A 23,856-nucleotide genomic window follows, 5' to 3' on the forward strand; every position below is an offset into this window, starting at 1 on the left:
GGTACTCAGGGTGTCTCTAAAGCAGGAAGACCGTGGCCAGGCCGAGGAAGATGAAGAAGCCGCCGCTGTCGGTCATCGCCGTGATGAGCACACTGGAGCCAAGGGCCGGATCGCGCCCCATCTTGGTCATCAGCATGGGGATGGCGACGCCCATGAACGCCGCGAGGAGAAGATTCAAGGTCATCGCCGCGGTCATCACCAGCCCGAGCGACGCGCTGCCGTAGAGCAGCCACGCCACGGTACCGATGGCGCCACCCCACACGATGCCGTTGACCAGCGCTACGCCCAGCTCCTTGCGCCAGAGACGTTTCACCTGTGCCACGCCGATCTGTTCCAGCGCCATGGCGCGCACGATCATGGTGATGGTCTGATTGCCCGAGTTGCCGCCGATACCGGCGACGATCGGCATCAGTGTCGCGAGCGCCACCAGCTTTTCGATGGAGTGCTCGAAGAGACCGATCACACGCGACGCAATGAACGCCGTGACCAGATTGATCGCGAGCCACGCCCAGCGATTGCGCACGGATTTCCACACGGAGGCGAAGATATCCTCTTCCTCGCGCAGACCGCCGCGTGACAGCGCCTCGGTCTCGCTCTCCTCGCGGATGAAGTCGAGCATGGCATCGACGGCGATACGGCCGATCAAACGCTGGTGCGCATCGACGACCGGTGCGGTAACGAGGTCGTAGCGCTCGAAGGCCTGCGCCACGTCGTACGCGTCGTCTTCGGGATGGAACGTGTTTACGTCCGGCGCCATGATCTCGCGGACCATCTTCTCCGGCGAGTTCACCAGCAGCCAATGCAACGGAAGGACGCCGGTCAGCACGTTATCGGCGTTGACGACGAACAACTTGTCGGTCTGCGCGGGCAATTCGTCAAAGCGGCGCAGGTAGCGCAATACCACCTCGAGGCTGATGTCCTCGCGGATGGTGACCATGTCGAAGTCCATCAGCGCGCCGACCTGGTCGTCCTCGTAGGACATGGCCGCCTGCACGCGCTCGCGCTCCTGCGCGTCGAGGCTCGCCATCAGCTCAGGCAGCACCTCGGTCGGCAGATCGTCGACGAGGTCGGCGAGTTCGTCGGCATCGAGCGGTTCGACGGCGGCGAGAATCTCGCGATCGTCCATGTCCGCGATCAACGATTCGCGAACGGAGTCGGATACCTCAAGAAGAATGTCGCCGTCGCGATCGGAGCGCACGCGCTGCCAGACCGCGAGGCGGTCGTGCAACGGCAAGGATTCGAGCACGTCGGCGAGGTCCGCCGGGTGCAGTTCGTCGAGACGCACCTGGAGTTCCGCGTCCGTGGCATTCAGCGCGGCGTCGTCGGTCTCAGGCGCGGCGCCCGCGAAGGCAAGCAGACCTTCGCGACGACGCAACAGATCCGTGATCGCCTCCAGCCTGTCGTGCAGGCGAGGCGTAGAGGCGCGCGCTTCGATCTCGCTCATGGGCGCACGACCAGCACCGTGGCGAGCGCGGCGATGCCTTCGCGACGCCCGGTGAAGCCGAGCGTCTCGGTCGTGGTGGCCTTGACGCTGATGCGGTCCAGCTCGACGCCGAGGTCCGTGGCAATCACCTCACGGATGGCCTGCGCGTGCGGGCCGACCTTCGGCGCTTCGCAGATCACCGTGATATCCGCATTGCCGAGCACGTAGCCGCGCTCGGCGAGCATCGCTGCGACGGCGCGAACGAACTGGCGGCTGTCCGCCCCGCGCCAGGTCTCGTCGGACGGCGGGAAATGCTTACCGATGTCGCCCAGCGCCAGCGCGCCGAGCAAGGCGTCGCACAAGGCATGCAGCACCACGTCGCCGTCCGAGTGAGCGAGCACGCCCCTGGCGTGCGGCACGCGCACGCCACCCAGCATCACGTGGTCGCCTTCGCCGAAAGCGTGAACGTCGAATCCCTGGCCGATGCGCACTACCGTGTCCTCCTGAGCAGGAACTCTGCCAACGCGAAATCCGCGGGCGTCGTCACCTTGATGTTGTCTTCCGATCCTTCCACCAGCAGCGGCGATGCGCCTGCCCGTTCCATCGCCATCGCCTCGTCGCCCGGTACGATACCGGCCTCCGCGGCAAGACGAAGTGCACGCATCAGGTCACTCCGGCGGAACATCTGCGGCGTAAACGCCCGCCAGCGACCTTCGCGCGGTTCCGTGGCGACGCTGTGACACTCGGCGTCGGCACGCTTGAGCGTGTCCCGCAAAGGCGCACCCAGCAGACCGCCGCCAACGGGGCCAGCACGTTCGATCAGGCGGGTGATGTCGTCGAGTCGCACGCACGGCCGCGCCGCGTCATGCACCAGCACGAAGTCGTTGTCGCCGACGGAAGCCGGCAAGGCCATCAGTCCGGCGAGCACGGAGTCGCTGCGCTCGCCGCCGCCGATGGCGGTCTTGAGCGGCTTACCGCCGATCGAATCCATGGCACCAAAATGCCGGTCGTCCGCCGCGATCACCACCATGAAACCGGCGATGCGCGGATGCGCGGACAGCCGTTCAAGCGTGTGATCGAGCATCGGCCGGCCGTCGATCAGCTGGTATTGCTTCGGCCGATCGCCGCCCGCCCGGACGCCCTTGCCAGCCGCCGGCAACACGCACCACAGCGCATCCATCACTGGCCGCCGGGAGCGACGGGCGGCGGAGGCGGCGGTACGCTGGTCGCGGCCCCCGGCTCCACCACCTGGTAGAACGTCTCGCCCGGCTTGACGAGACCCAGTTCCTGGCGCGCACGCGCTTCCGTCGCCTGCTCGCCGTGCTTCAGATCCTCGACGTCCGCCGCCAGGGCCTGGTTGCGCTTCTGCAGCAACTCGTTTTCATCGGCCTGTTTCTTGACCGACTCGCGCAGCGAATCGACCTCGGCCATGCCCCCACCGCCGACCCACAGCTTGAGCTGCAGCGCGATGAGGACGATGACGAGGATCAGGCCGATCCAGCGCAGGAGTGCCGCGTTGCTCAAGGCACGACTCAGCCGGGCAGCTTCGAAAGGCTGGGGAATGCGTTGCGGCCGGCGTAGCGGGCCTTGGCACCCAGCGCTTCTTCGATGCGCAGAAGCTGGTTGTACTTGGCCACGCGATCGGTGCGGCACAGCGAACCGGTCTTGATCTGCGTCGCGGTGGTGGCTACGGCGATGTCGGAGATCGTGGTGTCTTCGGTTTCGCCGGAGCGATGCGAGACGATAGCCGCGTACTTCGCGCGATCCGCCATGGCGATGGCTTCCAGCGTCTCGGACAGCGTGCCGATCTGGTTGACCTTGATCAGGATGGCGTTGGCGATCTTCTTTTCGATGCCTTCGGCGAAGATCTTCGGGTTGGTCACGAACAGGTCGTCGCCGACGAGCTGGATGCCTTCGCCGATGGCCTTGGTGAGGTGCGCCCAGCCGGCCCAATCGCCTTCGGCCATGCCGTCCTCGATCGTGACGATCGGGTACTGCTTCGACCACGAGGCCAGCGTGTTCACCCATTGCTCCGGCGTGAACACCTTGCCCTCGCCTTCGAGATCGTACTTGCCGTCCTTGAAGAACTCGGAGCTGGCGACGTCGAGGCCGAGCAGGATGTCGCTGCCGACCTTGTAGCCTGCCTTGTTCACCGCTTCCAGGATCGTGTCGAGCGCTTCGACATTGGACTTGAGGTTCGGGGCGAAGCCGCCTTCGTCACCCACCGCCGTGTTGAGGCCGCGGCCTTTCAGCACCGACTTCAGCGCGTGGAAGATCTCCGCACCGTAACGCAGCGCCTCGGCGAAGCTCGGCGCGCCCACCGGCAGCACCATGAATTCCTGCACGTCGACGTTGTTGTCGGCATGCGCGCCGCCGTTGATGATGTTCATCATCGGCACCGGCAGCGAACCGCCACCATCCACCATCAGGTACTGCCACAACGGCTGCTTGCGCGACGCTGCGACGGCATGGGCCGCGGCCATGGACACACCAAGCAGCGCGTTGGCGCCGAGCTTGCCCTTGTTGTCGGTGCCGTCGAGGGCGATCAACTTCGCATCGAGCCCCTTCTGGTCGGCGGCGTCGAAGCCGTCGAGTGCCTTGGCGATGGTGGTGTTGACGTTCGCCACCGCGTTCTTCACGCCCTTGCCGCCGTAGCGGCTCTTGTCGCCGTCGCGCAGCTCGACTGCCTCGCGCGTGCCCGTGGAGGCGCCGCTGGGTACGGCGGCACGGCCGAACGAACCGTCGGCCAGGGTGACCTCGGCTTCGAGGGTGGGATTGCCGCGGGAATCGAGGATTTCGCGAGCGTGAATGGTGGTGATGGACGTGGTCATGCGCTTCCCGTTACGAGTTGGAATGACTGAAGAAGGTGCCGACCAGCACGAGACCGGCGGTACCGACGAGGATGAATGCATTGAGCCCGAGCCCGATCGCACCGAAGGTGCGACGGCGGTCCTGGCGGCGCACGGCGATGAAGCCGAGGATCAACCCAGCGAGCGACAGCGCCAGAAAGAAACAGAGCACGAGGCCGATGAGCCCGAAGACGAGGAGGTTTTGCCCCGCTTCCCCGGCGCTGACGAGCAGGGCGGAAAACGCGATGCCCGTGAAGACCGCAGCGCCGGAAACCAGGGCGATGGCGAACGACGCGATACCGTGACCGGACTGCGGCATGCGTGCCGCACGTTGGCGCGACACGCCGACGTCGTCGATCCCGTTGTCATCTGTCATCCGGCCCGTCTCCCCGGGAGCCTCGCGGCTCCACTGTTGGGTGCCGGCGCGAAGGGCGCCGGATCCCGTCAATCATACCGTCCCGCGGGAGCGATCAAGCGTGATGGGCGAACCCGCGGCGCTTTACGGCCTGGTCGAGTTCCATCAGGGTCTCGAGCAACTCTTCCATCTGGTCGAGCGGCCAGGCGTTCGGGCCGTCGCTCAGCGCCTTGGACGGATCGGGGTGGGTTTCGGCGAACAGACCGGCGATGCCGACGGCCACTGCCGCGCGGGCCAGCACGGGAACGAATTCGCGCTGGCCGCCGGAGCTGGTGCCCTGCCCGCCCGGCAACTGCACCGAGTGGGTGGCGTCGAAGACCACCGGGCAACCGGTTTCACGCATCACGGCGAGCGAACGCATATCGGATACCAGATTGTTGTAGCCGAAACTGGCACCACGCTCGCAGACCATGATGTCGTGGTTGCCCACGTCGAACGCCTTCTGCACCACGTTCTTCATGTCCCACGGCGCGAGGAACTGGCCCTTCTTGATGTTCACCGGCTTGCCGGCGCGCGCCACGTTCTGGATGAAGTCGGTCTGTCGGGCGAGAAAGGCCGGTGTCTGCAGCACGTCGACAACAGCCGCCACTTCGTTCATCGGCGTGTATTCGTGCACGTCGGTGAGAACCGGCACACCGATCTGCTTCTTCACCGCCTCGAGCACCTTGAGGCCTTCTTCCATACCGGGACCGCGGAAGCTGGAGCCGGACGAACGGTTGGCCTTGTCGAAGCTCGACTTGAAGATGAAGTGGATGCCCAATCGATCGGTGATTTCCTTCAACTTACCGGCGACGTCGAGCTGCAGTTGCATCGACTCGATGACGCAGGGGCCAGCAATGACGAACAGGGGCTGGTCGAGACCGGCTTCGAAACCACAAAGCTTCATGCGGCAGACTCCTCGGAACGGGCGGCCAGTTTTTCGCCGTCACGGACGGCCTTGTATTCGCGCGCGGCACGGACGAATCCGATGAACAGCGGATGCCCTTCGCGCGGCGTGGAGGTGAATTCCGGATGCGCCTGGCAACCGAGGAACCACGGGTGGACCTGGCGCGGCAACTCGACGATTTCCACCAGCAGGTCGTCCATCGACTTGCCCGAGATCACGAGGCCCAGATCCTCGAACGACTGGCGATAGCGATTGTTGAACTCGTAACGATGACGATGGCGCTCGCGCACCACGTCTTCGCCATAGAGTTCGCGGGCGAGCGTACCGGCCTTGAGGCGGCACTCCTGCGCGCCGAGCCGCATGGTGCCGCCGAGATCGGAGCGCTCGGTGCGTATCTCGGTCTCGCCGCTGGCGGTGGTCCACTCGGTGATGAGCGCGATGACCGGGTCCGGCGTGTTGCGATCGTTCTCGCTGGAATCGGCCTGAGTCAGGCCCGCGGTGTTGCGCGCGAACTCGACCACCGCGGCATGCATGCCGTAGCAGATGCCGAAGTACGGCACGCCTGCCTCGCGAGCGAACTGCGCAGCGAGGATCTTGCCTTCGAAACCGCGCTTGCCGAAGCCGCCCGGTACGAGGATCGCGTCGGCGTCGCCGAGCACGGTGCGGGCGCCACGCGCCTCGACGTCTTCGGAATCGACCCAGCGCAGGTTGACCCGCGTGGATTGCTTGATGCCGCCGTGGCGCAGCGCCTCGCCCAGGGACTTATAGGCGTCCTTGTGCTCCACGTACTTGCCGACGATGGCAACGGTGATCTCGTCACGCGGGTGCTCCACGGCTTCCACCGTGCGCTCCCAACTGGACAGGTCGGCCGGGCCGGCATCGAGGCCGAGACGCTTGATGACCAGTTCGTCGAGGCCCTGCTCGTGCAACCACATGGGCAGCTTGTAGATGATGTCGACGTCGATCGTGCTGATGACGGCGTTCTTCGGCACGTTGGTAAAGAGCGCGATCTTGTGACGCTCGCCGTCCGGCAGCGGCTCTTCGCAGCGGCAGAGCAGCACGTCGGGCTGGATACCGATCGAGCGCAACTCCTTCACCGAGTGCTGGGTCGGCTTGGTCTTGATCTCGCCCGCTGCCTTGATATACGGCACCAGGGTAAGGTGCACGAACATGCACTTCTCCGGACCATGCTCGATGCGCAACTGGCGGATGGCCTCCAGGAACGGCAGCGACTCGATGTCGCCGACGGTGCCGCCGATTTCCACCAGCGCCACGTCGAAGCCGCGTGTGGCTTCGTGGATCGAGTGCTTGATCTCGTCGGTGATGTGCGGAATGACCTGCACGGTGGCGCCGAGGTAATCGCCGCGGCGCTCCTTGCGGATCACCGATTCGTAGATCTTGCCGGCCGTGATGGAGTTCTTGCCGGTCAGGCGCGTGCGGACGAAGCGCTCATAGTGGCCCAGGTCGAGGTCCGTCTCCGCACCATCGTCGGTGACGTAGACCTCACCGTGCTGGAAGGGACTCATGGTGCCCGGATCCACGTTGATGTACGGATCGAGCTTCATCATGGTCACGGAAAGACCGCGCGCCTCGAGAATGGAGGCGAGCGACGCCGCCGCGATGCCTTTCCCGAGGGAAGACACCACACCGCCGGTCACGAAAATCAGGGGAGTCATGCGAGCAGCCAGTGCTGGAAATTTGTATTTTACCTAAGCGGCGCGCCGCTCGCGAGTGGCACCTGAACGATACCGCCAGCGGCGATGCGTCGCGGGGCGCTCGCCGGCTCGATCCGGTGCCCAGTCAGCCGCCCGCGCGCTTCCCACCGGCGTTTCTCTCGCTACCATGGGGCGATGAACGCATCCCCGATCGCCTCCCGTCTCCAATCGCTTCGCGCCGCCATGGCCCGCGAAGGTGTCGCCGCCGTCGTCGTCCCCTCGGCCGACCCGCATCTTTCGGAGTACCTGCCGCCGCGCTGGAAGGCCCGCGAGCGCTATTCCGGTTTCACCGGGTCGGCCGGCACGCTGGTCGTCACCACGACCGGGGGTGGCCTATGGACCGATTCCCGCTATTTCTCCCAGGCCGAGGCCGAACTGGCGGGAAGCGGCCTGCCGCTGATGAAACTGAACGTGGCGCACACGCCGGAGCACGTGGCCTGGCTGGCCGACCAGCTGGAAACCGGCGACGTGGTGGCCGTGGCAGGCGACAGCCTCTCCGTGGCCGGCGCGGAGGGCTTGGCGAAAAGGCTGGAGGCCGTCGGCGCCACGCTGCGCACCGACCTCGACCTGCCGAGCGTTGCCTGGGACGACCGCCCCTCCCGCCCGGCGGCGCCCGTGTTCGCGCATGGCGCGCCGTTCGCCACGGTCGAACGTGCCGACAAGCTGCGCCACGTGCGTACGGCGATGCGCAAGGCCGGCGCCACACATCACCTGTTGTCGAGCCTGGACGACATCGCCTGGCTGACCAACCTGCGCGGCGCCGACGTCGAGTACAACCCGGTGTTCCTGGCCCACCTGCTGATCGGCGATGCGGGCGCCACCTTGTTCGTCGACGCGGCCAAGGTGCCTGCCGACGTGAAAGCGGCGCTGGCCGCCGATGGGATCTCGCTGGCCGACTACGCCACCGCCGCGTCCGCGATTGCCGCTCTGCCGGACGAGGCCACGCTGCTGTACGACCCGGCCCGCGTCGTCGTCGCGCTGCTGGAAGGCGTGCCGGCCAGCGTCAAGCATGTTCGGGCGGCGAATCCGTCCACGGCGCAGAAAGCGCGCAAGACCCCGGAAGAACTGGACCACATCCGCGATGCGATGCGGCGCGATGGCGCCGCGCTCGTGCGCGCCTTCCGCCGCATCGAGATCGGCCTCGCCGCTGGTGAGCCACTGAGCGAACTGGACGTGGACACCATCGTCCGCGAGGCGCGTGCGGCACAGACCGGGTTCGTCGGCGAGAGCTTTTCGACCATCGCCGGCTACGAAGCAAACGGCGCGCTGCCCCACTACCGGGCCACCGAAGCGGGCTTCAGCGCGCTTGCCGCGAAGGGGCTGCTGCTGGTGGATTCGGGCGGCCAGTACCTGGGCGGCACCACCGACATCACGCGGATGCTGGCCCTGGGCCCGGTGACGGACGAACAGCGGCGTGACTCCACCCTCGTGCTGAAGGGCATGATCGCGCTGTCCCGCGCTCGCTTCCCCAAGGGTGCCAGCGGCCCGCAACTGGATGCCTTGGCACGGGCGCCGCTGTGGGCCGCCGGTATGGATTTCGGCCACGGCACCGGCCACGGCGTGGGCTACTTCCTCAACGTGCATGAGGGCCCGCACGGCATCCGTCCGCCCGTCGCGGGCGGCGCACTGGTGCCGCTGGAAACCGGCATGATCACGTCGATCGAGCCGGGGCTGTACAAACCGGGCCGTTACGGCATCCGCCATGAGAACCTGGCCGTGGTGACCCAGGCCGACAGCACCGAGTTCGGCGAGTTCTACGCGTTCGAGACCCTGACACTCTGCCCGTTCGACCGGCGCGCACTCGAACCGCGGCTGCTGGAACCGTCCGAGCGCGCGTGGTTGGACGACTACCACGCCACGGTGCGGGCTGCCCTGTCGCCGCTGCTCGATGGCGCCGATCGCGAATGGCTCGAGTGGCACTGCGCGCCGCTGTGATCCCCCTTGCAACGCGCCCCAGCGGTGGAAGCCACCATGCGGCGAGGGAAATTCCGGGTGGGGACTACTTGCCGGTGGGACCACTTGCCAGTGGGGACTACTTGCCGGTGGGAGCCAGCCTGCTGGCGATGGGAGCTTGCCTTGCCGCTACACCGCTTCGTTGGCTTATCGCCACCAGGGTGGCTCCCACCATGCTCTGACTTCGCCACCAGGGTGGCTCCTACCCTCGCTTCGTAGGCTTCTCGCCGCCATGGCGGCTCCCACAATTTCGTGCCGGCCGATCTCACCGCGTGACATGGGATCCAGCCAAACTTGACCGTCTCTTGCCCTCGCCCCATCCTGCCCGGCTACGAACGAGCAACGCATCCGATGAACACTCGCTACAACGCCTCAGACATCGAAGTCCTCAGCGGCCTTGACCCGGTCAAGCGCCGCCCCGGCATGTACACCGACACCTCGCGGCCGAACCATCTGGCCCAGGAAGTCATCGACAACTCCGTGGACGAGGCGCTGGCCGGTCACGCCAAGACGATCGAGGTCACCGTCTTCAACGACGGCTCGGTGGAAGTGAGCGACGATGGCCGCGGCATGCCGGTGGACATCCATCCGGAAGAGAAGGTGCCCGGCGTCGAGCTGATCCTCACGCGCCTGCATGCGGGCGGCAAGTTCTCCAACAAGAACTACGCCTTCTCGGGCGGCTTGCACGGCGTGGGAGTGTCCGTGGTCAACGCGCTTTCCACGCGCGTCGACGTCACGATCCGCCGCGACGGCCAGGAATACCGCATGGCCTTCGCGCATGGCGATCGCGCCAGCGACCTGGAAGTCATCGGCAGCGTGCCGAAGAAGAAGACCGGCACCACGCTGCGCTTCTGGCCTGACCCGAAGTATTTCGATACGCCGAAGATCCTCGTCTCCAAGCTCAAGCACCTGCTGCGCGCGAAGGCCGTGCTCTGCGCGGGCCTGACCGTGCGCTTGACCGAGGAAGGCGGCGAGACCAGCGAGTGGTACTACGAGGACGGCCTGTCCGACTATCTCCGCGGCGAACTGCAGGGCGCGGAAGCATTGCCGTCGGATCTCTTCGTGAAGCATTTCGCGCGCGATACCGACGCGCTGGACGTCGCCCTGGCCTGGTTGCCCGAGGGTGAACTGGTCCAGGAAAGCTACGTCAACCTCATTCCGACGGCGCAGGGGGGCACGCACGTCAACGGCCTGCGTTCGGGCCTGACCAATGCCATCCGTGAATTCTGCGACCTGCGCAACCTGCTTCCGCGCGGCGTGAAGCTGGCGCCCGAAGATGTCTGGGAGCGCCTCGCCTTCGTACTCAGCGTCAAGTTGCAGGACGCGCAGTTCGCCGGGCAGACGAAGGAGCGCCTCTCGTCGCGCCAGGCCGCCGGCATCGTCGAAGGCGTGGTGCACGATGCTTTCAGCCTGTGGCTCAACCAGCACGTGGACCTGGGCGAGAAGATCGCCCAGCTCGCGATCGAGCGCGCAAGCGCGCGTTTGAAGGCCGCGAAGCAGGTCGTTCGCAAGAAGATCACCCAAGGCCCCGCCCTGCCCGGCAAGCTGGCCGACTGCGCCGCCACCGATCTGACGCGTACCGAGCTGTTCCTGGTCGAGGGCGATTCCGCCGGTGGCTCGGCGAAGCAGGCACGCGACAAGGACTTCCAGGCGATCCTCCCGCTGCGCGGCAAGATCCTCAACACCTGGGAAGTCGAATCCGGCGCCGTGCTGGCATCGCAGGAAGTGCACGACCTCGCCGTCGCCATTGGCTGCGACCCCGGCAAGGACGACCTCTCCGGGCTGCGCTACGGCAAGGTCGTCATTCTCGCCGACGCGGATTCGGACGGCCTGCACATCGCCACCCTGCTCTCCGCACTGTTCCTGCGTCATTTCCCGTCGCTCGTCCGCGAGGGCCACGTGTTCGTGGCGATGCCGCCGCTGTTCCGCGTCGACGTGGGCAAGCAGGTGTTCTACTGCCTCGACGAGGAAGAAAAGCGCCTCATGCTCGAAAAGGTGGAGCGCGAGAAGATGAAGGGCGCCGTCAGCGTCACCCGCTTCAAAGGCCTCGGCGAGATGAATCCCGCGCAGCTGCGCGAATCCACCATCCATCCCGACACGCGCCGCCTTGTGCAGCTCACGGTCGACACCGACGACGGCACGCAGAAGCTGATGGACATGCTCCTGGCGAAGAAGCGCGCGGGCGACCGCAAGCAGTGGCTGGAAGACAAGGGCGACCTGGCGACATTGGAAGTCTGAGCGTTCACGGTTCCGGCGTATCAGGCGGCTCCGGGACCGCCTGATCTTCCTTGCGGTAGGTGAACTTCGCGGGTTTTGTGCTCTCGGTGGCGGGCGTCCAGAGGATGACCGGCACCCAGCGTCCCGTCTTTGTTAAAAAACGGCTCTGATCGTTCATTGCGGCTGCACGACGATACGTTTCGGCTTTCTTGGGCGACATCTGCTCAGCGACCGGCAATTTGGCGCCGCAATCGTCGTCTGTATAAAAGCAGTTGGTTCGATAGAAGAACGCCTCGACCGGCATCTTTTCGCCTACGTCTTGCGGCCATGCGGCGATGATCACTTCGTTGCGCGCAAAGATATTCAAGTCTCGGCGAACGTCTACGACCTGCATCCAGGCTTCGGCCGTATCTCGTTGTCTAGAATCCTCAACCCCAAACGCGCACTGATTCTTGTCGTCTTTGAAACCTTTCTTGACCCACTGCCCATCCGAATAGATGCCCTGGTCCTGGCAAATCGTCTGATGTGTCTGACAGCGATCCGGCTTGTCGGTCCATGCATCGCGGGGATAAATGCAGCGCACCATCAGTTGGACGTATCCCTTGCCCTTCGGGTAGGCGAGCCACGGATAAACGACGAACCCGTTCCCCGACGGAAAGTTTTCTGGGAAGTTGGAATCCTGGCGCAGCCATGAGAACGACACGCCGGGTGGCGCGGTGGCGGGGTTTGGTAGCCACGAGTCGTACTCCGGCGAATAGTGGGTCGAACGCATCAGGATGCCCGAGCAGAGAAAGGCTGGACGCTTATGTCCATTCGCAGCCACCCCGCAATAATAGCTCTTATCTCTAAAACGCCTCTGCAGGTTTTCCGCGACCGCCTGGCCCGAGTAATCCTTCGATTGCGGGGACGGCATCGCATGCGATGCGGCGTCCCACGTCGTCAGCGTCAATGACGCGAGCAAAAGCAGCCATTTGAGCGGCGTAGCCATACGCACCCCCATCCGTGGAGAAACGACCATCCTGACAGCCCATCCCAAGGCGCCCGTCACTATCTTGCGCCGACCGCATATGTGATGCGATAGCCCTGAAGACGTAAGCGCAAGCGGCGTATTTGCGGCACGCTTCGCATGCAGGAAGACTTGAGATATTCGCGCGCACCAGCGAACGTTCGAGTGCCGCCGCTATCAACCGATCACTGAAGGATGGCCTGATCCGCGTCCCGATAAGCGAACGTTGCGCGGCCCCCGATCGCCGTGGCCGGCGTCCACGCAATGACAGGTACCCATCGCCCGGCGGTGGCACGGAAGTCCTTCTGGTCCTTGCCTGCGTCCGCAAGTCCGGATGCACTTCCCGTTCTATAGAAGAACGCTTCCAACGGCATGTCCGTGTGGGTGTTCTGTGGCCACTCAGCCACCATGATCTCGTTCCAGGTGAAAATTTGGCGTGCCACGCGCACGTTCACTAGTTGCATCCATGCGAAGGTCGGATCGGGCGCGGCATCACCAGGGGCGATCTTGAAGGCACAACCGTAGCCGCTGGGATACTTGCTCAGCCATTGCTCTGCGGTGATGACGCCTTGCCGATGGCACGGCGTCCTGCATTTATCAGCCAGGCTTCCCGTAGACGCGTTCACCACATATCCACATTCGACGATGAGCTGGTAGAAGTAGGGATCATCGGAATAATAGTGCGGGTAAACGATGAACCCGTTGACAGTAGCCGCCGTGGCGAAGTTGCTGTCCTGACGCAGCCAGGAGAATGACACGCCACCTGCGGAGGTCCCTGGATTGGGAATCCAGGAGTGATAACCCGTAGACCATCGCGTCCCTCGCATAAGAACACCCGAGCAAAGCACGGCGGGGGTATTCGACGGTGCGCAAGCCGTAACGATTTTGTCGTAGCGAGATTGAAGGTGCTCCGCGACTTCTGGCCCCGATTCGGTCGGAGGAACGAGGCGGCGCGCATCCCCGGTGCCCTGATGCGATGGCAGGCAACCCGCCAGAAGTGAGAAGACCACGCTAAAAGCAAATGATCGGGCTATCCGTTGCACGCACCTTCTCCCTTCCTTGGGATGTCGGTTCAAAGCGTGCGTCGCTTTGAGGGTGCCGGCAATATTTCATCGGTTGTAGGCGTCAAGCCCCCCGAAAAAAAGAACCCCGCCGTAGCGGGGTTCGTCACCGCCTGGTCCAGCTGACCGTCGACACCGACGACGGCACGCAGAAACTCATGGACATGCTGCTGGCGAAGAAGCACGCGAGCGATCGCAAGCAGTGGCTCGAGGAAAAGGGCGATCTCGCGACCCTCGAGGTCTGATCGCCACCATCCTCAATTGAGGATGGCCTGGTCGGCGACGTTATAGGTGAACGTCGCACGGGCCGCGCCAACGGTCGGCGTCCAGCGGATGATGGGCACCCAACGGCCGGCCGTAGCCCTAAAGTCCCTTTGATCGGACCGTGCGTCGTTCAATGCACTTCCCACCCCGTTCGTTCGATAGAAAAAGGCTTCGAGCGGCATCCTCGCATGGGTGTTCTGCGCCCATGCGGCGAGGATGATTTCGTTGCGGTCGAAACTGTTTTTCAATTGCCGCACCGTGACCATCTGCGTCCACGCGAACGCCGTGTCCGGCGCACTGGGATTGACGTCGAATGCGCATTGATTGGAATTGTCGGTGTACTTCGCGATCCACTGAAACGCGTTCGTGACCCCGTGCTTCTGGCAAAGACCGGGATGACCGGACGTATTGCAACGATCGGGGGCACCGGTCCACGCATCGAACGGAAATGCGCAACGGACGGTCAGCAGGTCGTAGTTGCCGTCGTCCGCATAGAAACGCGGATAGACGATGAAACCATTATCCGAGGGATAGTTTTCGTCGAAGTCCGAGTCCTGCCTGAGCCAGGAAAACGAGATGCCCCAGGGCGCGGTGTTCGGGTTGGGTATCCAGGAGTGATAGGTGGCCGAATACTCCGTCGATCGCATGAGAATGCCCGAACACAGAAATGCCGGCCGCGTGGCCGAACCGCAATCGTCCAGCTTTGCGTCGAAACGTCTCTGCAGGTGCTCGGCCACCTCAGCCCCAGTCTCCGTCGGTCGCGCCTTCGCCCGGACACCGTCGCCACGCCACGCATCGTGCACGCTACAGGCCGCGAGTAAACACGCCATCGCTACGACAGCGAACGAGCTGAATCTGAAGCCATCCATGGCGCAATCTCCGTTCATTGGTTCTCCGCGATTTAAAACCGGGCGCCTGGCCCGGACGCTCTTCGCTCGTCAGTTGGGGATGACCTGATCGGCCACGCGTTGTACGTGAACGTCGACCTGGCGGTGCACAACACCGCCGGCGTTCCCCGGCAATCGTGCGTCGCATCGTCGTATCGAGATTGCAGATGGGCCGCGAAGATCGGGCCACTTTCTGCGGGCGGCGTCGCACGGCCGCTGCCGTTCGGGTGCAGACGGCCGGTGGCGCATGACGCGAGCAGGCATGCCAGCGCGATGATGACGAGCCATCGGTGCAGGCGGCCATCCATGGCGCCGTCTCCTTGACGAGTAATCCCCGTATCCAGACTGCGCCCGAGTGACGGGAGCTGCCATAGGTCATCGGTTGTAGGAATGCCGACGAAAAAAAGCCCGGCAAGCCGGGCTTTTTTTCAATGCCTCGACATCGAAGGATCAACGACGGCCGCGAATCGCCTCGATCAGGCCGCGCGTGGCACCGTCGAACTGGCCGAGGTCGCCCGCGCTCTTGTCGTTGGCGAGTGAGGGGTAGATCTGCTTGGCGATGACCTTGCCCAGTTCCACGCCCCACTGGTCGAACGCGTTAATGCCCCACAGGTGGCCCAGCATGAACACCTTGTGCTCGTACAACGCGATCAATGCACCCAGCGAATGCGGCGTAAGCGCGTCGAGCATGAACACCGTGCTCGGGCGATCGCCCTTGAAGGTGCGCTGTGCTGCGAGGGTGCGGCGCTCGGCCTCCGTACCCGTCTTCGCCTCGGCGAGCGCCTCGTCGAAGGTCTTGCCCAGCGAGAGCGCGGCGGCTTGTGCAAGCAGGTTCGATAGCAGCACATCGTGGTTCTCGCGCAGCGGATGCGCCGGCTTCACCAGGCCAATGAATTCGAGCGGCACAGTATCGGTGCCCTGATGCAGCGCCTGGAAATACGCGTGCTGGGCATTGGTGCCGATGCTGCCCCACACCACGGGAACCGTGGGCTGCTGCACCTCGCTGCCGTCGTCCGGATGCACGTGCTTGCCCAGGCTCTCCATCTCCAGTTGCTGGAGGTAGGAAGGAAGATCGGCCAGCGAATCGACATACGGCACGACCGCGCGGCTGTTGCGGCCCAGGATGTTGCGATTCCAGACTTCCGCGATGGCCAGGAGCACCGGGAGATTGTCCTGCCACGCCGCGGTACGGAAATGATCGTCGGCCTCGGCGGCACCGGCGAGAAGCTCGCGGAAGCCCTGCATGCCGATGGAGAAGGCGATCGAGGCGCCCACGGCGGACCACAGCGAGAAGCGTCCGCCGACGTAATCCCACATCGGGAGCACCTGCGACGCGCCCCACTTCCGCACCGCCTCGACGTTGGAGCTGACTGCGATGAAATGCCTGGCGGTCTTCTTTTCGTCGCCGTCGTTGGCCTTGAGGATCCAGTTACGGAAAACGCCACCGTTGAGCAGGGTTTCCTGCGTGTTGAAGCTCTTGGAGACGAGGATGACCAGCGTGTGCGCGGGATCGAGCTTCTTCATCAGGTCGGTCGCGGCCTGACCGTCGACGTTCGTGAGGAAGTGGCTGGTAATGCCCTTCACGTGGAACTGTTCCAGCGCATGGACGGCCAGGCGCGGGCCCAGGTCGGATCCGCCGATGCCGATGTTCACCACGTCGGTGACGCCGTCGATCAGGCCGACCGAATGGCCTTCGCCCTTGTGCACGGCATTGACGAGGGCTTCCATCTTGTCGAGCGCGTCCGCGACGTCCTTACGAACGTCGGCCGGCGCCGCAGGATGCCGCGATGCGCCACCGCGAAGTGCGGTATGCAGCACGGCGCGGTCTTCCGAGGTGTTGATGTGCTTGCCTTCGAACATCGCATCGCGCGCGGCTTTCCAGCCGGTGCTTTCGATGTACTCGCCGACCGCATCCAGCGCGGGCACGTCGAGCTTCTGGCGAGAGACGTCGAGAAGGATGGGGCCCATGCGGCGGCGCAGACGCTCTCCGCGGGCCTCGTCTTGAACGAGGTCACGGAGGTGCGTCTTGGCAAGGCGAGAGGCGTGTTCCTCGAACGAGGGCAACGGGACGTGCTTTGATTCCATGGCTTCCACTTGGCTGCAACGGAGGGAAGACGGAATCTTACCGCAGTGCAGCGTAAGCGGATTGTATGTTCCGGGAGTCGGCGGCCACGGGCCGCCTGTAAGTCGGCCGCTGCGCGGCCTGTGAACCGTAAGTAAGAGCTGATCGTCGCGCGCTCTGCTTACTGTTCACTACACGTAGCGCGACTTACAGGCAGGGCGCAGCCCGCCGACTTACGCCGCCTGCTTCGGAATCGCGTGATTCGTGTGCGTGATGATGTTGTTCGAATCGACGTACACGAGGTCGGGCTGGTACTTGGCCAGCTCCGCTTCGGACAGGCCGACGAAAGCGGCAATGATGATCAGGTCGCCGGTCGACACGCGGCGGGCCGCACTGCCGTTCACCGAGATGATGCCCGAGCCCTCTTCCGCACGCAGTGCGTAGGTCACAAAGCGCTCGCCATTGCTGATGTCCCAAGCGTGGATCTGCTCGTATTCGCGAATACCTGCGGCGTCCAGCAGGATGCCGTCGATGGCGATCGACCCTTCGTAGTTCAGCTCGGCGTGAGTCACCGTGGCGCGGTGGATCTTGCACTTGAGCATGTTGAGGTGCATGGCGGTCTCTGGGGTGTTGTTGCAAAAAAACGCCCATTCTAACGGAGGGTGGCCCGTCCGTCGTGAGGGCTGCCTCTGTCGGTGCGCTTTATGGGGGAGACGGCCCGGAAACGCAAGTCCCGGGCCGTGAAGGGATTCAGTCGAACGAGAGGTTGTCGATGAGCCGCGTGCTTCCCAGTCGTGCGGCCACCAGGGCGATCAGGCCCTCGCGATCTTCCTCGCCAGGTTCGGCCAGATCGTCGGCCCGGCGGATCGCCACGTAATCCGGCACGAAGCCAGCCCGCTCCAGGCGTGCCCGGGCGGCCTGCTCCAGAGCCTGCCAGGCATGCCCCTGACGGAACAGCTCGCGCATCTGGACCAGCGTGGCGTGGATCTGTGGCGCGCGGGCACGTTCGGCCGTCGACAGGTACTGGTTGCGGGAGCTCATCGCCAGACCGTCCTCATCGCGCAGGGTCGGTGCGGACATCACCTTCACCGGCAGCGACAGGTCACGGACCATCCGCTCGATCACCTTCAGCTGCTGGAAATCCTTCTGGCCGAACACCGCGAGATCGGGCTGGACGAGGCTGAAGAGCTTGGCGACCACAGTCGCCACGCCATCGAAATGACCCGGTCGGTGGGCGCCTTCCAGTGTCTCGGTGATGACCGGCACGTGGATGCTTACGCTGGCCGCGGCACCGAACGGATACATGGTGCTGACGTCCGGAGCGAAGAGGATGTCGCAGCCCGCTTCGGCGAGCCCTGCCTGATCTTGGGCCAGCGTGCGCGGGTAACGCTCGAAATCCTCGCCCGGACCGAACTGGGTAGGATTGACGAACACGCTCGCGACCACGCGATCGGCGCGCGCACGCGCCAGCTTCAGCAACGAATGATGGCCGGCGTGGAGATTGCCCATGGTCGGCACGAAGCCGACGGTCTGCCCGGCGGTACGCCAGCCCCTGATGGCGGCGCGCAGCGCGGCGGCATCGGTCACGGTCTGCATTGGAATGTCCTCAGGTAAAGCTGTGCTCGACGCTGGGGAAGCGCTTTTCGCGCACGTCGGCAACGTAGGCGCCGATGGCGCCCTGGATGGAATCGCGTCCAGCGAGGAAATCCTTGGAAAAACGGGGTCGCTTGCCCGGGGTAAGGCCCAGCAGGTCGTACACCACCAGCACCTGGCCGTCGCAATCGACGCCTGCGCCGATGCCGATGGTCGGAATGGACAATTCGGCCGTGATGCGCGCGGCCAGCGCGGCCGGCACGCATTCGAGCACGAGCAGATCCGCCCCGGCGGCCTCGACCGCCTTGGCGTCGGCCAGCAGCGCGGCAGCCGCTTGCTCGGTCTTGCCCTGCACCTTATAGCCGCCGAACTTGTTCACGGACTGCGGCGTGAGGCCCAGATGCGCGCAGACCGGAATGTCGCGCTCGGCCAGCGCAGCGATCACTTCGCAGATACGCCCGGCTCCTTCGATCTTCACCATCGCCGCGCCGCCCTCGGCGACGAGGCGGGTCGCGGCGTCCATGGCGGTCGGGACGTCGCGATCGCTCATGAACGGGAGATCGGCCACCAGCAGCGCGGACGACAGACCTCGCGCCACGGCGGCGGTGTGGTAGACCATGGCATCGACCGTCACGGGCAAGGTGCTCGACCGGCCCTGCACCACCATGCCCAGCGAATCGCCCACCAGCGCCACGTCGACACCGGCGGCATCCAGTTGGGCGGCGAAACTCGCATCGTAGGCGGTGAGCATCACGATCTTCCGGCCTTCCGCTTTCATTGCTTTCAGGCCCGGCACGGTCACCGGCTTGCGCGCCGGCGCACTCGTTTTTTCGACGTACACGCTCTTGTCGCCTCATGGGTAGAAAGACGGATTGTCCGCCTACCCGGCCGCTATCTCAAGGAATCCACGGCGCGGCGCGCAGGCGCGCCTCCCAGGCCTCTTCGTCCAGCCCCTGGTCCGCGTCGCTCGGCGCGAGACGGGCAAGCGTTTCCGGGGTCGCTGCCCGCCGGGCGAAGCAGAGGCCGGCATACCGTTCGTACTGGGCGAGCGTGCGCCGGGTGCCCAGCCACGGCACGGTCACAGGCGGCTTGTTGCCCATGCCGAAGGCCGCTTCCACGGCGGCCATGGCGCGCACACCCAGTTGACCGCCGTCCAGGGCGGTTTCACCGCGAGCGCGCGCCAGCGACTGGTCCTCCCAGACTTTCGGCGCACCCTCGCGGCCGTAGTAGTGCCAGAGCACGTGACGGTGGGGATGAAACAGGTCGTAGCCGTGGGTATAGGCACGCACGGCGAGCGTGATCTCTTCGGTATTGAAGTAGTGATCGGGATCGGCCGGCACGTCGCGCACGATGCTGCCGTCGGCAAAGGCGAAACCGCCGCTGAAGAATCGCGCGCGCACAGGACGGGTCGCCGACGGATGGATGGGCGTGGAACGGGTACGGACGACACACAGCCCACCGAAGGCGACGAAATCCATCTGATGGCTTTCCTCGCAGCGTTCCGGCATACGCTCGCCCGGCACATAGGCCGGCGGATGCCCGACCAGCACGGGGCGTGGATAGGCCGAACAACGCAGGTCTTCGAGCATCTCGATCAGGTCACGATCCCAGTGCCGTGCGAAGCGGTGATGAGAATCGATCTGCAGGGAATAATCCTCATCGCAGAAGCCTTGCTGGGCCATCGCCCGCGCCCAACCACAGCCACGCGATTCGTCCATGGCGTAGTCGAACAGCTGGATCGTGGCGCCCCGCCGGCGCAGCGTATGCCGCAGGCGCCCCTTGAAGACGTCGCGGGTCACGCTGAAGCCGCCATCCATGAAACGCGTGGGATCGTCGAAGGTATCGTGCTGCCAGCAAACGCTTACACGCAGTCGCTGCGGGCTGCTCGCCCGTTCGATCATATCGACCAGCGTGGGCAACAGTTCGGCATCCCGGTAGGCGGGAATCTGCACAAAAAGGGTCTTGCGATCCGCTGCGTCCATGCGCTTCCTTGCACTCGCCTTCCTGGCGTCGGAGCGATGCTACGCCGGTGGCGGGAGCCTAAGGAAGCGGTTCGCAGCCCTGCGTACCAAGCGTTTCCAGCAACGCCGACACGGAGCCTTGTCCGGCAACGACATATCCCTCGTCGATATCCGCCAGAGGCAACAGTACGAAGGCGCGCTCGGCCATGCGCGGATGAGGCACATGCAGACGGTCGTCGTGCAGCGTGACGTCGCCGTAGGAAAGCAGGTCGAGATCAAGCACACGGGGCCCCCAACGCTCGCCATCGCGCACGCGGCCGAAGGCACGTTCGGTATCCAGCAATACGTCGAGCAGACCATGCGGCGCGAGGTCGGTCTCGATCCGGATCGCCGCGTTGACGAAATCCGGTTGCGGCACCGGGCCCCAGGGCGGCGTGCGGTAGAACCGCGAGCGCCCCGTGATCCGGATACCCGAGTGCTCCCCGAGTCGAGCGATCGCTGCATCGAGGATCTGCCGGGTCTCGCCGAGATTGCCCCCCAGGCCGATGAAGGCGCGAACGCTCACGCGCCGCCCGAATCGCCCTTGCCGCGCCCGGCAGGCTTACGCCGACGCCGACGCTTGCGCACTGCGGCAGCCGGGGCGGTCGCTTCGTGCGCGGGAACCCCGCCGCCGCCAAGCGCGGCGGCGAGCATCTCGGGCGGCAACTGCTGGGCATGCGCCCACCACTCGCCCAGTTCGCGCATGCCCGGCGATTCGTGCGCACGCAGCAGCAGGAAGTCGAACGCAGCGCGGAACCGGGGATGCGACATCAAGCGAAAAACGCGCTTGCGGTGGATCTGCTCGAAGCGCGGCTGCAGCGCCCAGATTTCTTCCATCGTGAAGGTGAAACGGCGCGGAATCGCGACTCGCTGGCACTGCTCGCCCACCACGTGGACCGCCGCCCGCTGCCAGGCCTCGTTGGCGTCGTAGCCCTGGGCGATCCAGCCCTGCGCCTGATCGCGGACCTCGCCCCACAGGAGCACCGCGTACAGGAAGGCCGGCGTGACGGACTTGCCTTCGGCGATGCGCGCATCGGTATTGGCGAGGCCCTGCTCCACGAGCGCACGCAAGGCGTTGTCGCCGCGTTCGAGCGCACGCGCCGTGGCGGGAAAGAGGAACTTGAGCAGACCGCAGGCCTCAAGCATCTTGAAGCTCTTGAGGCCATGACCGCCAAGGAACAGCTTCAGCGACTCGTCGAACAGGCGTGCCGGTGCCGCTTCGCCCAGCAGGTGCCCGAGGGTGGAGAAAGGCGCCGCCGTCGCGGGATCGATCGTGAAGCCCAGCTTGGCCGCCAGGCGAGCCGCGCGAAGCATGCGTACCGGGTCTTCGCGGTAACGCTGCTCGGGATCGCCGATCAGGCGCATGCTGCGGTCTTCGAGGTCGCGCATGCCGCCGACGTAGTCGCGCACGCTGAAATCGGAGATGTCGTAGTAGAGGGCGTTGACGCGGAAGTCGCGGCGCACCGCATCCTCCTCGATCGTGCCCCATATGTTGTCCCTGACGATGCGCCCGTCGACGATGTGACGGTCGCCCTCGCCCCCTTCCTCCCCCGTGCCGCGGAAGGTGGCGACCTCGATGATTTCCGGGCCGAACACCACATGAGCCAGCCGGAAGCGCCGGCCGATCAGGCGGCAGTTGCGGAACAGCCCCTTTACCTCGTCGGGCGTGGCGTCGGTGGCGACGTCGAAGTCCTTCGGGTGCCCGCCCAGCAGCAGGTCGCGTACCGCCCCGCCGACGAGATACGCGGCAAAACCCGCGTCGTGCAGGCGATAAAGCACGCGCAGCGCGGCCTTGCTGATGTTCTTGCGGGAAATGGAATGCTGTTCACGCGGGATAATGCGCATTACCGGCGGAACGTCACTCCTGGTATCGGGATTCAAGCGGTCGAAGTCCTGGCGGACGCTCCGGCGTCCGTTCAAGTGGCTGCCCCCACCGGCAAGCGGTGTCGGGATGAATGGGTCAAATGTAACGAATTAGACTCAATTCCACGAGCGGCCCGGAAAGCCATTGCCGCCTGCGCGAATTTGGATATACTAGCGCGCTTCGTACTCTCAGTACGACCCGCTCCCTTCGTCTAGTGGTCTAGGACACCGCCCTCTCAAGGCGGGAACACGAGTTCGAACCTCGTAGGGAGCGCCACTTTATCCGGCATCGAACCCTTCGCATGACCTTTGTCGTCACCGATAACTGCATCAAGTGCAAGTACACGGACTGCGTCGAAGTCTGCCCGGTGGACGCCTTCCATGAAGGTCCGAACTTCCTGGTGATCAATCCGGACGAGTGCATCGACTGCACGCTTTGCGAGCCGGAATGCCCGATCAACGCCATCTACCCCGAGGACGACGTTCCCGCGGGTCAGGAGGCGTTCGTTGCGCTGAATGCCGATCTGTCGAAGGACTGGCCGGTGATTACCGAGCGCAAGGATGGCCTGCCCGACGCCAAGGAATGGGAAGGCAAACCGGACAAGCTCAAGCTGCTGCAGCGCTGAGCCCAAACGCTCCGATACATCCAGATCCAGCCAGCATCGCGGCTGCGAACGTATCAATCGATCAAGGAATGGCCTGGTCTTCCGGCCGGTAGACGAACGTCGCCCGATCGCCAGGCGTTCGCGCCATCATCAGGCGTATCACCGGCACCCAGCGCCCCGTCGTGACGTAGAAGTCGCGCTGATAGGCCATGGCACCGGTCGGCCCGTCGTGCCCCGCCACGTAGAAGAACGCTTCGATGGGCAGTTGCGCGCCCTCGCCAAAGCCCCATTCCTCGATGACCAATTCGTTCTGTTCGGCAAACGACTCATCCTTGATCGCGCGCATGGCCGCGAGGACAGCCTCGAAGATCGCCGACGAACCGACGGTACCCGACACCATCGTAAAGCCGCACTGATGGTTGTGCCGCTCGAACTTGTCCGAGACGACGTTGTAGTGAGCTACCCACGCCGCCGCACTGACAATGCCCTGCGCCTGGCAGGGCCCGCTCTGTGTCGGGTACGTTTCATGGGCACCGCATCCGCGACGGTTGCGCTGATCGGTCGCAGCGTCGATGGGAAACGCGCATAGCACTTCCATGTTCCGAAATGGCCTGCCGCCATATTTCAGCACGGGTACCAGCACGAACCCTTGCGCATAACGATGCGCAACCTTCTTGAACTGCGCGTCGCGGCGCATCCAGGAAAACGATATGCCTCCCGGCTTCGGGTTAGACGAGCCCTTGGGGTCCCAGACATGGCCGTCGAATGGATACGCCGTGCTGCGCAGGATCACCCCCGAACAGAGAAACGAAGGCGCCGTGTCGGAGCCTGCACACATCGTCGTCCGCTCGTCGTCGTAACGCGCCTGGATCGCCGCAGCCACCTCACTGCCCCTGGCGTCGCTCTTGTGCTCCACCTCGTGCGCATGGCCCACGTGGAAGCTGCCCAGCAACAGCGCAACGGTTATCCCTATGAGATGGCGCGCCCAGAGCTTCGAGCCTCTTACGACCATGGTCATACCTTCCTGGTAATAAGTGTCTATGCCCGCCATGCGGCG

The 23,856-nt window shown here is 64.8% G+C and carries 22 protein-coding genes and 1 tRNA gene; 4 read left to right on the top strand and 19 right to left on the bottom strand.

Annotated features, from left to right (window positions below; genetic code table 11):
* Positions 1 to 16: 16 nt before the first annotated feature.
* The 8 genes from mgtE to pyrG form a co-directional block, all read right to left on the bottom strand.
* Positions 17 to 1,444 (bottom strand): magnesium transporter, encoded by a 1,428-nt coding sequence (mgtE, locus tag IM816_RS11560; RefSeq protein ID WP_250338187.1) that lies wholly within the window; start codon positions 1,442 to 1,444, stop codon positions 17 to 19.
* The gene (gene ispF, locus IM816_RS11565) at positions 1,441 to 1,914 is read right to left on the bottom strand and encodes a 2-C-methyl-D-erythritol 2,4-cyclodiphosphate synthase (protein ID WP_256470162.1); all 474 of its coding nucleotides are present in this window, start codon (positions 1,912 to 1,914) and stop codon (positions 1,441 to 1,443) included. The genes mgtE and ispF overlap by 4 nt, the downstream gene beginning before the upstream one ends.
* Positions 1,914 to 2,603: a 2-C-methyl-D-erythritol 4-phosphate cytidylyltransferase gene (gene ispD, locus IM816_RS11570; protein ID WP_072321405.1), complete on the bottom strand. Its 690-nt coding sequence runs from the start codon at positions 2,601 to 2,603 to the stop codon at positions 1,914 to 1,916. Before ispD ends, ispF begins: the two co-directional genes overlap by 1 nt.
* A complete protein-coding gene (gene ftsB / locus IM816_RS11575; protein ID WP_250338188.1) occupies positions 2,603 to 2,947 on the bottom strand; it encodes a cell division protein FtsB in 345 nt (114 codons plus the stop codon). The genes ispD and ftsB overlap by 1 nt, the downstream gene beginning before the upstream one ends.
* A gap of 8 nt (positions 2,948 to 2,955) precedes the next feature.
* Positions 2,956 to 4,254: a phosphopyruvate hydratase gene (eno, locus tag IM816_RS11580; protein ID WP_250338189.1), complete on the bottom strand. Its 1,299-nt coding sequence runs from the start codon at positions 4,252 to 4,254 to the stop codon at positions 2,956 to 2,958.
* A 10-nt stretch (positions 4,255 to 4,264) separates the two neighbouring features.
* Positions 4,265 to 4,648: a DUF6142 family protein gene (locus tag IM816_RS11585; RefSeq protein ID WP_250338190.1), complete on the bottom strand. Its 384-nt coding sequence runs from the start codon at positions 4,646 to 4,648 to the stop codon at positions 4,265 to 4,267.
* 94 nt (positions 4,649 to 4,742) lie between these two features.
* A complete protein-coding gene (gene kdsA / locus IM816_RS11590; protein ID WP_250338191.1) occupies positions 4,743 to 5,573 on the bottom strand; it encodes a 3-deoxy-8-phosphooctulonate synthase in 831 nt (276 codons plus the stop codon).
* Positions 5,570 to 7,249: a CTP synthase gene (pyrG, locus tag IM816_RS11595; protein WP_250338192.1), complete on the bottom strand. Its 1,680-nt coding sequence runs from the start codon at positions 7,247 to 7,249 to the stop codon at positions 5,570 to 5,572. Before pyrG ends, kdsA begins: the two co-directional genes overlap by 4 nt.
* Positions 7,250 to 7,423: 174 nt before the next feature.
* On the opposite strand from pyrG, the gene IM816_RS11600 reads away from it, so the two are divergent.
* Both IM816_RS11600 and parE read left to right on the top strand, forming a co-directional pair.
* Positions 7,424 to 9,223: an aminopeptidase P family protein gene (locus IM816_RS11600; RefSeq protein WP_250338193.1), complete on the top strand. Its 1,800-nt coding sequence runs from the start codon at positions 7,424 to 7,426 to the stop codon at positions 9,221 to 9,223.
* 369 nt (positions 9,224 to 9,592) lie between these two features.
* Positions 9,593 to 11,479 (top strand): DNA topoisomerase IV subunit B, encoded by a 1,887-nt coding sequence (gene parE, locus IM816_RS11605; RefSeq protein WP_072321412.1) that lies wholly within the window; start codon positions 9,593 to 9,595, stop codon positions 11,477 to 11,479.
* A 4-nt stretch (positions 11,480 to 11,483) separates the two neighbouring features.
* Here the strand turns inward: parE and IM816_RS11610 are convergent, their stop codons facing one another.
* From IM816_RS11610 to pcnB, 10 genes are all read right to left on the bottom strand, one after another.
* Positions 11,484 to 12,446 (bottom strand): hypothetical protein, encoded by a 963-nt coding sequence (locus IM816_RS11610; RefSeq protein ID WP_250338194.1) that lies wholly within the window; start codon positions 12,444 to 12,446, stop codon positions 11,484 to 11,486.
* A gap of 203 nt (positions 12,447 to 12,649) precedes the next feature.
* Positions 12,650 to 13,222, bottom strand: coding sequence for a hypothetical protein (locus tag IM816_RS11615; protein WP_250338195.1), 573 nt, complete (start codon positions 13,220 to 13,222; stop codon positions 12,650 to 12,652).
* Between the two features lie 560 nt (positions 13,223 to 13,782).
* Positions 13,783 to 14,658, bottom strand: coding sequence for a hypothetical protein (locus IM816_RS11620; protein ID WP_250338196.1), 876 nt, complete (start codon positions 14,656 to 14,658; stop codon positions 13,783 to 13,785).
* A gap of 468 nt (positions 14,659 to 15,126) precedes the next feature.
* The gene (gene pgi, locus IM816_RS11625; protein ID WP_250338197.1) at positions 15,127 to 16,761 is read right to left on the bottom strand and encodes a glucose-6-phosphate isomerase; all 1,635 of its coding nucleotides are present in this window, start codon (positions 16,759 to 16,761) and stop codon (positions 15,127 to 15,129) included.
* A 210-nt stretch (positions 16,762 to 16,971) separates the two neighbouring features.
* Positions 16,972 to 17,352: an aspartate 1-decarboxylase gene (gene panD, locus IM816_RS11630; RefSeq protein ID WP_072321415.1), complete on the bottom strand. Its 381-nt coding sequence runs from the start codon at positions 17,350 to 17,352 to the stop codon at positions 16,972 to 16,974.
* A gap of 136 nt (positions 17,353 to 17,488) precedes the next feature.
* Positions 17,489 to 18,334 (bottom strand): pantoate--beta-alanine ligase, encoded by an 846-nt coding sequence (gene panC / locus IM816_RS11635; RefSeq protein WP_250338198.1) that lies wholly within the window; start codon positions 18,332 to 18,334, stop codon positions 17,489 to 17,491.
* A 10-nt stretch (positions 18,335 to 18,344) separates the two neighbouring features.
* Entirely contained in the window at positions 18,345 to 19,172 is an 828-nt protein-coding gene (gene panB / locus IM816_RS11640) for a 3-methyl-2-oxobutanoate hydroxymethyltransferase (RefSeq protein WP_072321417.1), read from the bottom strand.
* Positions 19,173 to 19,227: 55 nt separating this feature from the next.
* Positions 19,228 to 20,313 (bottom strand): UDP-N-acetylglucosamine-transferase, encoded by a 1,086-nt coding sequence (locus IM816_RS11645; protein ID WP_250338199.1) that lies wholly within the window; start codon positions 20,311 to 20,313, stop codon positions 19,228 to 19,230.
* A 58-nt stretch (positions 20,314 to 20,371) separates the two neighbouring features.
* Positions 20,372 to 20,857, bottom strand: a complete 486-nt coding sequence (gene folK, locus IM816_RS11650; RefSeq protein WP_250338200.1) for a 2-amino-4-hydroxy-6-hydroxymethyldihydropteridine diphosphokinase — start codon at positions 20,855 to 20,857, stop codon at positions 20,372 to 20,374.
* Positions 20,854 to 22,176, bottom strand: coding sequence for a polynucleotide adenylyltransferase PcnB (gene pcnB, locus IM816_RS11655; protein ID WP_425602576.1), 1,323 nt, complete (start codon positions 22,174 to 22,176; stop codon positions 20,854 to 20,856). Before pcnB ends, folK begins: the two co-directional genes overlap by 4 nt.
* A gap of 219 nt (positions 22,177 to 22,395) precedes the next feature.
* Here pcnB and IM816_RS11660 point away from each other — a divergent pair.
* Positions 22,396 to 22,471: transfer RNA gene (locus IM816_RS11660), tRNA-Glu, on the top strand.
* A 25-nt stretch (positions 22,472 to 22,496) separates the two neighbouring features.
* Entirely contained in the window at positions 22,497 to 22,820 is a 324-nt protein-coding gene (gene fdxA, locus IM816_RS11665) for a ferredoxin FdxA (RefSeq protein ID WP_072321420.1), read from the top strand.
* Between the two features lie 61 nt (positions 22,821 to 22,881).
* On the opposite strand, the gene IM816_RS11670 is transcribed toward fdxA, so the two are convergent.
* Positions 22,882 to 23,811 carry a hypothetical protein gene (locus IM816_RS11670; protein WP_250338202.1) on the bottom strand — a complete coding sequence of 310 codons (930 nt, stop codon included), beginning with the start codon at positions 23,809 to 23,811 and terminating at the stop codon, positions 22,882 to 22,884.
* Between the last annotated feature and the right edge of the window lie 45 nt (positions 23,812 to 23,856).

Source organism: Luteibacter flocculans (genome assembly GCF_023612255.1).
In the GTDB taxonomy this organism is placed as follows: domain Bacteria; phylum Pseudomonadota; class Gammaproteobacteria; order Xanthomonadales; family Rhodanobacteraceae; genus Luteibacter; species Luteibacter flocculans.

Coding starts and splice junctions, on each gene's coding strand:
- panD (WP_072321415.1), bottom strand. CDS start 17,352: ATGCACCTCAACATGCTCAAGTGCAAGATCCACCGCGCCACGGTGACT.
- panC (WP_250338198.1), bottom strand. CDS start 18,334: ATGCAGACCGTGACCGATGCCGCCGCGCTGCGCGCCGCCATCAGGGGC.
- mgtE (WP_250338187.1), bottom strand. CDS start 1,444: ATGAGCGAGATCGAAGCGCGCGCCTCTACGCCTCGCCTGCACGACAGG.
- parE (WP_072321412.1), top strand. CDS start 9,593: ATGAACACTCGCTACAACGCCTCAGACATCGAAGTCCTCAGCGGCCTT.
- pcnB (WP_425602576.1), bottom strand. CDS start 22,176: ATGCGCATTATCCCGCGTGAACAGCATTCCATTTCCCGCAAGAACATC.
- kdsA (WP_250338191.1), bottom strand. CDS start 5,573: ATGAAGCTTTGTGGTTTCGAAGCCGGTCTCGACCAGCCCCTGTTCGTC.
- pyrG (WP_250338192.1), bottom strand. CDS start 7,249: ATGACTCCCCTGATTTTCGTGACCGGCGGTGTGGTGTCTTCCCTCGGG.
- fdxA (WP_072321420.1), top strand. CDS start 22,497: ATGACCTTTGTCGTCACCGATAACTGCATCAAGTGCAAGTACACGGAC.
- pgi (WP_250338197.1), bottom strand. CDS start 16,761: ATGGAATCAAAGCACGTCCCGTTGCCCTCGTTCGAGGAACACGCCTCT.
- IM816_RS11620 (WP_250338196.1), bottom strand. CDS start 14,658: ATGGATGGCTTCAGATTCAGCTCGTTCGCTGTCGTAGCGATGGCGTGT.
- IM816_RS11585 (WP_250338190.1), bottom strand. CDS start 4,648: ATGACAGATGACAACGGGATCGACGACGTCGGCGTGTCGCGCCAACGT.
- IM816_RS11670 (WP_250338202.1), bottom strand. CDS start 23,811: ATGGTCGTAAGAGGCTCGAAGCTCTGGGCGCGCCATCTCATAGGGATA.
- eno (WP_250338189.1), bottom strand. CDS start 4,254: ATGACCACGTCCATCACCACCATTCACGCTCGCGAAATCCTCGATTCC.
- IM816_RS11600 (WP_250338193.1), top strand. CDS start 7,424: ATGAACGCATCCCCGATCGCCTCCCGTCTCCAATCGCTTCGCGCCGCC.
- IM816_RS11645 (WP_250338199.1), bottom strand. CDS start 20,313: ATGGACGCAGCGGATCGCAAGACCCTTTTTGTGCAGATTCCCGCCTAC.
- ispD (WP_072321405.1), bottom strand. CDS start 2,603: ATGGATGCGCTGTGGTGCGTGTTGCCGGCGGCTGGCAAGGGCGTCCGG.
- IM816_RS11610 (WP_250338194.1), bottom strand. CDS start 12,446: ATGGCTACGCCGCTCAAATGGCTGCTTTTGCTCGCGTCATTGACGCTG.